We start from the raw sequence: 8,120 nt of genomic DNA, 5'->3' as shown, positions 1-8,120 counted from the left end.
TCCGTGTGCCGGGCCGTCCGTGCCGGGTTGTTCATGCCGGGTTGTCAGTGCCGGGTGCTTTCATGAGCGCATGAACATCGATCACGCCGACCCCGTCGAGTTGGCCGCCCTGCGCGAGGCGTTCGCCGTGGACGGCGGTGGGGAGTCGGCTCTCGGCTGGGCGGCGGTGCACGCCTTCGAGGCGGAGCACGGGGTGGTGCTCCCGGAGCCGTACCGGACGTTCGTGGCGGAGATCTCCGACGGATCGTTCCAGGGGCCGCCGGAGTACGGACTCGTGGGGCTGGCCCAACTGCCCGACGACTGGGGAAACGACGGGGCGGACCGAAACCTGGGCAAGCCCTTCCCGCTCACGGCAACTTGGCTGTGGGAAGAGGACGACGGCCCGTACGAGGACTGGAAAGCCCTCATCGACGAGGTCCTCAACCATGGCTCGATCGTGCTCGGGACGGACGGGTGCGCCATGAACTGGCACCTCGTCGTCACCGGCCCCCATCGGGGACACATATGGCACGTCGCCGACGTGGGTGCCCTGCCGTTCGGCGCGGAGTTCGGCCATACGACCTCCGCGCCCGGGTTCGGCGGCTGGGTCGCGCACTGGGCCGCCGGGAAGGAGTGGTTCGACGCCGAGTCGACCGAGTCAGCCGAGTGAGGCGACGAACTCGCGCACCGCGGCCGGTGAGGTCAGCTCCGTACGGCGGACGATCAGTTCGCGGCCCAGTAGGAGTGCCCTGCGAGATGCCGGTACCGGGTTCTCCAGGGTTGTCAGGTCGGTCAGGTGGGCGAAGCCGATGATGCGGCGGATGAGTTCCGTGCCGGCGAAGCCCAGGGACTCGGTCCAGACGCGGTGGAGGAAGCGGTCGAGGTAGGCGTCGTCGAAGAAGGTGTCGACGCGGGTGGGCCAGAGGCGGCGGAACTCGGCCTCGAAGGCCTCCCAGGAGAGGCGGAGTTGGTCGCCGTGGTCCGTGAGGGTCCCCAGGGCACGGGCCCGTTCCTCGGAGACCAGCGCGTTGGCCCAGTACAGGCCGAGATCGAAGCCGATGGGGCCGACGAAGGAGAACTCGGGGTCGAAGGCGCGTACGACGTGGACGCCTTCGCGGTCGCCGACCATGACGCTGCCCGAGTGGAGGTCTCCGTGGAGGAGGGCCTGGGCGCTCGTCATGAAGACATGGCGGAGGTCGGCGACCTCGGTGCGCAGGGCGGTGTCCGCACGGAAGGCGGTGGTCAGGTCGTCCAACCCGGGGTGCCAGTGGTTGTGTTCGTGCTCGATGTACGGCTCGGAGAGGACGACGTCCTCGGTGATCTTGCACAGTTCGGGGTTGACCGAGGCGGCGAGCAGCGCCTTGCGGTCGGCGGACTCCATGCCGAAGTCGCTGGTGGCGAAGGAGAGTCGGGCGACGAGGCGGCCGATCTGGGGTGAGGTGTGCGGGCCGTACGACGCGCCGTCGTTGAGGAGTGTGCGCAGGACCTCCAGGTCGGAGAGGTCCTCCATGACGAGGGCGTGGTTCTCGGGGTCGTAGCCGTGGATCTCGGGGATCTCGTCGGGGGCGACCTTGGCGAGCTGCTCGTACGCGCGGGCCTCGGCGTCGGCGCGGTCGGGGCTCAGCGGCCAGGACGGGCCGGCGACGCGGACCCAGGGCAGGGCCTGCTTGAGGGCGAGGCCGCGGGTGCCGGCGGCGTTCGAGGCGAGGAAGACGCGGTTGATGTTGCCGTCCGACACCTCGCGGACGGTGATGTCGTCGACGTCCTCCCAGTGACCCCGCTCGCGCAGGTACGCGGGGATGTCGTCGGTTTCCAGGATGCGGTAGCCCATGGTCGGTGAACTCCCTTAAGCCGTGCGGCGCTTGGACAACGTGAAGCTGAAGACCAGGGCGAGGATGAGGACCGCGCCCTCGACGACATCCTGGGTGTAGTACGGCAGGCCCTTGATGGTGAGGCCCGTGGTGATGATGCCGATGAGCACCGCGCCGAGGGCCGTGCCCCAGACGTTCGGGCGACCCCGGCCGAGGACCGAGGTGCCGACCAGTGCCACCGCGACCGCCTCCAGCAGTTGGGAGGTGCCGGCGCTCACATCGCCCTGGCCGATGCGGGACGCCAGGATCAGGCCGCCGATGGAGGCGAGGACGCCGGAGAGGACGTACGCCAGCGCGCGGTACGCGCCGACGCGGATGCCCGCCAGGCGGGAGGCCTCGGGGTTGGCGCCGATCGCGTAGAAGACGCGGCCCCAGCGGGTCCGGGCCAGGAAGACCCAGGCGGCCACCGTGAGCGCGCCGAAGACGACGACCGAGATCGGGATGCCGAGGACCGTGCCTCGGTCGATCTTCAGGAAGCCGTCGGTGAACCTGCCGGGCGCGGTGGTGCCGTCCTCCAGCGTCATGCCGGGGGTGATCGACTGGCCGTCCACGAGGATCAGCTTGGTGCCCTGGATGACGAACATGGTGCCGAGCGTGGCCAGCATGTCGGGGATCTTCAGCACGACGATCAGCAGGGCGTTGAGGAGGCCCGCGAGGGCGCCCGCCGCGAGGACCGCGATGATCGCGACCGTGCCGATCTGGTTGTGGACGACCATCGTGTGGGCGGCGACCGAGACGCCGAGGCCGGCGACCGCGCCGACGGACATGTCCATGCCGCCGACGGCCATGGTGAGGGTGACGCCGAGGCCGAGGATGGCGGCGACGGAGACGTACCGGAGGGTGTCGAGGAGGGTCGCCGACTCGCGGAAGGAGCCCTCGCTCAGCGCGAAGTACGCGAAGAGCACGACCGTGACGAAGATGAAGCCGTACTTGATGACGGCGTTCTGGACGCGTACGGCCGTGGTGGCGCCTGTGGTCGCGGTGATGGCCGGGACCGGCGTCTTCCCGGGGACCTCGGTGCTGTTGGTGGTGGTCATGGGTGCTTCCTCGGAGTTCCTGGGACTTCCTGCGGCATCCTCGGGCGGGCCGGGGTCACACGGACGCCGAGATGGTCTGGATGACGCGGTCGCGCTCGGCGTCCTCGCCGTACACGTCGAGGTGGATCTCACCGGCGGCGAGGACGACGACCCGGTCGGCGACTTCCAGGATTTCGTCGACGTCGGCGGACAGGACGAGGACGGCGGCGCCCTCGGCGGCGAGCGCGCGGGCGCGGCGGCCGATGTCGCGCCGGGCGCCGATGTCCACGCCTCGGAACGGCTCGTCCAGGACGAGGACACGGGGGGTCTCGGCGAGCCAGCGGCCGACGACGACCTTCTGCTGGTTGCCGCCGGACAGCTCCTCGACGGTGCTGTGCTCGTCGCGGGTGACGACACCGAGGACGTCGATCGTGGCGCGGCCGAGGGCGTGTTCCCTGGCCGTGTTCATCAGGCCCAGCCTGGACAGGGACTTCAGGAACGGCAGGGAGATGTTCTGGGCCACCGACCAGCCGGGGACGAGGGCGTCGGCGTGCCGGTCCTCGGGGACGAGGTGGACGCCGCCGCGGATGGCGTCGGCGGGGCGGCGGGGTGCGTACGGCTTGCCGTCCAGCTCGACCGTGCCGGTGGTGAAGGGCTCGGCGCCGAAGAGGCCTCGGGCCAGCTCGGTCTTGCCGGCGCCCAACAGGCCCACGACGCCGGTGACTTCGCCGGCATGGATGTCGAGGTCGAGCGGGGTGCGGCCCTCGAAGAGGCGTACGCCCTTCAGGGACAGGGCGACGTCTCCCTGGTCGCCCTCCCGGACCGGGCGGGCGGTGGTCGTCTCCTGGGCCTGGGCGAGCATCGCGCGCAGGGCGGCGTCCCAGTCGAAGGGGCGGGTCTGGTCCTCGGTGAGACGGCCGTCCCGGAGTACGACCAGGCGGTCGGCCAGGGCGTCGATCTCGCCGAGGCGGTGGGAGACGTAGAGGACCGCGATGCCGTCGTCCCGCATCTTCTCGACCAGCGCGAACAGGCGCTCTGCCTCGGCGGCGGAGAGCGCGGAGGTCGGTTCGTCGAGGATCAGCAGGCGGGGGCGGGTGGCGAGGGCACGGGCCAGGATGAGCAACTGGCGGTCGGAGATGCCGAGTTCGGTGACGTCCTGCTTGAGGACGGCGTCGGTCCAGTCGAGGCCGAGGGCGGCCTGGATCTCACGGGCGCGGGCGAGCAGCTTGCTCCCGTTCAGGAACGGGTTTCCGCGGCTCTGCGCCAGCTCCTCGAAGACGAGGTTCTCGGCGACGGTGAGGCCGGGGACGACGCCCTCGCTGATGCGCTGGTGGACGGTCTGGATGCCCAACTGGCGGGCTGCGAGAGGGGTTTGGAGGGCGGCCGGGGAGCCGTCCACCAGGACCTCGCCGCCGTGGTCGGCGTGCACCCCGGACAGGATCTTGATCAGCGTGGACTTGCCTGCGCCGTTGGCGCCGAGCAGCGCGACCACGCTGCCCGGCGCGATGTCCAGCGAGACGGAGGCGAGCACCGTCCTGCCGCCGAACATCTTGCTGATGTTCCGCAGGCTGACGGCCGCCCTGCCCTCGCCGACGTCAGTCCTTGCGTGGCTGGTGTCAGTGGGCGACATTCGAGATCCAGTCGGCGGTCGAGACCTGCGACAGGTTCAGCGCGGGCAGCGCCTCGCGCAACTGGTCCATGTTCGCGATCTTCTTCTCACGCAGGAAGTCCTGGGTGATGGCGACGGCCGGGAACTCGACGGAGGTCTTGTTCAGTTGGCCGGCCAGCTCAAGGGCGGTCGTACGGACCACGGCGGCGCCCACGGCGGACGGGTCGGTGCCCGCCGTGGCGACCCACGGGCTGTCCTTGGCGGTGATGGCCTGGATGTCGGCGTTGGAGACGTCGGCGCCGAAAACCTTCACCTTGTCCTGGAGCTTCTTGTTCTGCACGGCGAGGACCGCGCCCTTGGCCAGCTCGTCGTAGGGAGCGAAGACGCCCGCCACGTCGGAGTGCTGGGTGAGGGCGGCGGAGACGAGGGGAACGTTGTCGGTGGCCGTGGAGTCGGTGACCTTGCCGACCTTGAACGCCTGCTTCCAGCCCTGCGCGTCGACCGTCGACTTCCAGACGGTGTCGCGCTTGTCGAGGGCCGCGTAGCCGGCGACGTTGACATAGCCGACCTTGGCGTCCTTGCCGACCTCCTTCGCCATCACGTCGAGGACGGCCTGGGCCATGCTCGCGTCGTCCTGCTTGGTGGAGACGACACCCTTGGTGTCGGTCTCGACGTCGTAGACGACGACTTTGATGCCCTTCTTCACGGCCTTGTCGATCTCCGGCTGGATCGTCGCCGGGAAGCCGTGGTCGATGATGATCGCCTTGGCGCCGGAGTTGATCGCCGAGGAAAGGTCGGTGGCCTGCTTGGCGTTGTCGGCCTGGGCGTCGTACACCGTGAGGTCGATGCCGAGGGCCTTGGCCTGCGCCTTCGCGCCGTTGCCCCACTGCTCGAAGTAGTCACCGGCGCCGCTCTGCCGGACCAGGGCGACCTTGACCGTGCCCTCACTGAAGGGGGCGGGCTTCTTGCCGGTGGCCGCGGAGGCCGAGGCGGCGGTGTCGCCGGCGTCCTTGGAGGCGTCCGTGGACTGCGCGCAGGCCGACAGGAGCAGGGCCGAGGCGGAGGCGAGGGAGAGCGCGGCGAGGGGGAGGCGGGTACGGCGGGACGAGCGGGACATTGCGGCTCCAGGTGCGCGGTGGTGCGAACACGCGTGGGTGCGTGAGTGCGTGGGAGATGAAGCGGGGGTGCGGACCCGGAGCGAGGGACGGGAATGAGCCACGCGCAGGCGGCGTGAACGCCCCGGGAACGGGGGCGCGTCAGAGCTCCGGGAGAGGTCAGCGACAGCTGGCCGTGGTCGACCGGAGCAAGTCCACGTACAGCCGCCGCACGAGCAGCAGCGTCTTCATACGCAGATCATGAGAACGATTTCAGCCATCCGTCAAAGAAATGGACGCCGCATCTCGTCATGCGAGACATCGATTACGTCACACGCCGTGCGCGCGTGGCGGGCACGCCCTTCGGAGTTACCATCACGGGACCGGCACCCGACCCGGCACAGTGAGGCCCCGATGACGACACCGAGCGCAACAGCGCTGCGTATGCCCTGCATGCGCCGCTGTACCGGCGCGCCGTGTCGCGGCTGACCCGCTGCACGCCGCTCCACTCGCCGCCACAGTCTCTCCCCTCCTCGCCCCACTCCTCCCCCTCCCCCGTCCGGTACTGGTCTCAGCATCCGGACATTCCTTCCAGACTCCTGGAGTTGCTCTCATGACCCTGCTGACCACCTGGCCCGAGTCCGGACCGGAGACCCTGGTGCGTCGTACCTCCGATCCCGTCGAGATCGCGGCCGCGTTGGCGCCGCTCGGGGTGCGCTACGAGCAGTGGCCGATCCGCGAGGACGTGCCGTTCGACGCGGACAGCGAGACCGTGTTCGCCGCGTACGGCCCGGAGATCGAGCGGCTCAACGCCGAGGAAGGCTTCACGACGGTCGACGTCCTCGGACTGCACCCGAGCGACGACCCCGAGTTCCCGGTGAAGGCGAAGGCCGCGCGCGCGAAGTTCCTCCAGGAGCACACGCACGACGACGATGACGAGGTCCGCTTCTTCGTCTCCGGCTCCGGCATCTTCTATCTGCACGTGAACGGCGAGGTGCACGCGGTCTACTGCGAGAAGGGCGACCTGCTGGGTGTGCCGCGCGGTACGACGCACTGGTTCGACATGGGCACCGCCCCGTCGTTCACCGCGATCCGCTTCTTCCACGAGGAGGACGGCTGGATCGGCAACTTCACCGGCTCCACGATCGCTTCCCGCTTCCCGGACTACGACACGATCGACGCCGGGTACCAGCAGGACAAGGCGGCGGCGTGAGCCAGGTCTTCGACGTCGACTCCCTCGACTCCGTGGTGCTCGACATCGAGGGCACCACGAGCGCCACGGGCTTCGTCGTCGACGTGCTCTACCCGTACTCCCGCTCTCGCTTCGGAGCACTGCTCTCGGAGCGGAGCGGTGATCCGGAGGTGGTGCGGGCGGTCGCGCAGGTGCGGGATCTCATCGCCGAGCCGGACGCCGACGACGTACGCATCGAGAAGGCGCTGAACGCCTGGCTCGACGAGGACCGCAAGGCGACCCCTCTCAAGACCCTCCAGGGCGTCATCTGGTCCGAGGGCTTCGCGCGCGGCGACCTCGTCTCCCACTTCTACGGCGACGTCCTACCGGCCCTGCGCGCCTGGCACGCGGCGGGCGTACGCCTCCACGTGTACTCCTCGGGTTCCGTGGCCGCCCAGCGCGCCTGGTTCCGGTCCAGCCCCGAGGGCGATCTGCTGCAGCTGGTCGAGGGGTTGTACGACACCGAGAACGCGGGGCCGAAGCAGGAGGCCGCGTCGTACCGCAGAATCGCGACGGCCCTCGGCCTCTCCGCCACCCCCGACCGCGTCCTCTTCCTCTCCGACAGGCCCGGCGAACTGGACGCGGCGCGGGAGGCCGGCTGGCACGCCGTCGGCATCCGCCGGCCCGGGGAGCCGTACTACGAGCAAGGCGTCGGCGACCACGCGGAGGCGGGGACGTTCGACGAGATCACCATCACTGGGAGCACCGCATGACCACCGAGATCTCGGCACTCGACCTGGAGGAGGCGGGCGCCGTCCTGGCCGCCGAGTCGGCCCGCTTCGCCTCCTTCGGCTGGATGCGCGGCACCTCGGGCAACCTCTCGGTGGTCCTGTCCCGCGATCCGCTGCGGCTGGCGGTCACCGCGAGCGGCCACGACAAGGGGGAACTGACGCCCGCGGACGTGGTGTTGGTCGACGGGAACGGTGCAGCCGTCCAGGGTGGCAAGCCGTCCGCGGAGGCCGAGCTGCACGCGCGCGTCGCCGCGCTCACGGGCGCCGGGGCCGTGGTCCACGTCCACACGGTCGCCTCCGTCGCCATGGGCCGCCGCGAGCCCGGCGGCATCGTCTTCAAGGACCTGGAGATGCTGAAGGGCCTCGGCCAGCCCGCCCACGACGTCGAGGTCACCCTCCCCGTCATCACCAACAGCCAGGACATGAAGGTCCTCGGCGACCGTCTGGAGGCGGCCCGCGATCCCCGCATGCCCGCGGTGGTCGTCGCCGGCCACGGCCTGTACGTCTGGGGTGCCACCCCTCGCCAGGCCCGCCACCACACCGAAGTGGTGGAGTGGCTGCTGGAGTTGGAACTCACCCAGCGCTGACG

The 8,120-nt window shown here is 70.1% G+C and carries 8 protein-coding genes; 4 read left to right on the top strand and 4 right to left on the bottom strand.

The window, feature by feature from the left end; all coding sequences use genetic code 11:
• Nucleotides 1–70 precede the first annotated feature (70 nt).
• On the top strand, nt 71–649 hold the full coding sequence (locus tag ACFU53_RS44395) for an SMI1/KNR4 family protein (RefSeq protein ID WP_384005618.1): 579 nt from the start codon (nt 71–73) through the stop codon (nt 647–649).
• Here the strand turns inward: ACFU53_RS44395 and mtnK are convergent.
• From mtnK to ACFU53_RS44375, 4 genes are read right to left on the bottom strand one after another with little or no spacing between them, the layout of a single operon-like run.
• Nucleotides 638–1,810, bottom strand: coding sequence for an S-methyl-5-thioribose kinase (gene mtnK / locus ACFU53_RS44390; RefSeq protein ID WP_384005616.1), 1,173 nt, complete (start codon nt 1,808–1,810; stop codon nt 638–640). The genes ACFU53_RS44395 and mtnK overlap by 12 nt on opposite strands.
• 15 nt (nt 1,811–1,825) lie before the next feature.
• The gene (locus tag ACFU53_RS44385; protein WP_384005615.1) at nt 1,826–2,887 is read right to left on the bottom strand and encodes an ABC transporter permease; all 1,062 of its coding nucleotides are present in this window, start codon (nt 2,885–2,887) and stop codon (nt 1,826–1,828) included.
• 55 nt (nt 2,888–2,942) lie between these two features.
• A complete protein-coding gene (locus ACFU53_RS44380; RefSeq protein ID WP_384005613.1) occupies nt 2,943–4,496 on the bottom strand; it encodes a sugar ABC transporter ATP-binding protein in 1,554 nt (517 codons plus the stop codon).
• Nucleotides 4,483–5,592, bottom strand: a complete 1,110-nt coding sequence (locus ACFU53_RS44375; protein ID WP_384005611.1) for a substrate-binding domain-containing protein — start codon at nt 5,590–5,592, stop codon at nt 4,483–4,485. Before ACFU53_RS44375 ends, ACFU53_RS44380 begins: the two co-directional genes overlap by 14 nt.
• 590 nt (nt 5,593–6,182) lie before the next feature.
• On the opposite strand from ACFU53_RS44375, the gene ACFU53_RS44370 reads away from it, so the two are divergent.
• The 3 genes from ACFU53_RS44370 to mtnB are packed head-to-tail and all read left to right on the top strand — an operon-like array spanning nt 6,183 to nt 8,118.
• Complete coding sequence (locus tag ACFU53_RS44370; protein WP_384005609.1) at nt 6,183–6,782, top strand: acireductone dioxygenase; 600 nt, start codon at nt 6,183–6,185, stop codon at nt 6,780–6,782.
• A complete protein-coding gene (gene mtnC / locus ACFU53_RS44365; RefSeq protein ID WP_384005607.1) occupies nt 6,779–7,513 on the top strand; it encodes an acireductone synthase in 735 nt (244 codons plus the stop codon). The genes ACFU53_RS44370 and mtnC overlap by 4 nt, the downstream gene beginning before the upstream one ends.
• On the top strand, nt 7,510–8,118 hold the full coding sequence (gene mtnB, locus ACFU53_RS44360) for a methylthioribulose 1-phosphate dehydratase (RefSeq protein ID WP_384005606.1): 609 nt from the start codon (nt 7,510–7,512) through the stop codon (nt 8,116–8,118). Before mtnC ends, mtnB begins: the two co-directional genes overlap by 4 nt.
• Nucleotides 8,119–8,120: the final 2 nt, after the last annotated feature.

The organism is Streptomyces sp. NPDC057474 (assembly GCF_042802555.1).
Taxonomy (GTDB): Bacteria; Actinomycetota; Actinomycetes; order Streptomycetales; family Streptomycetaceae; genus Streptomyces.
The sequence above is the reverse complement of the archived record's forward strand: the minus strand, read 5'-3'. Positions and strand labels throughout refer to the sequence as shown.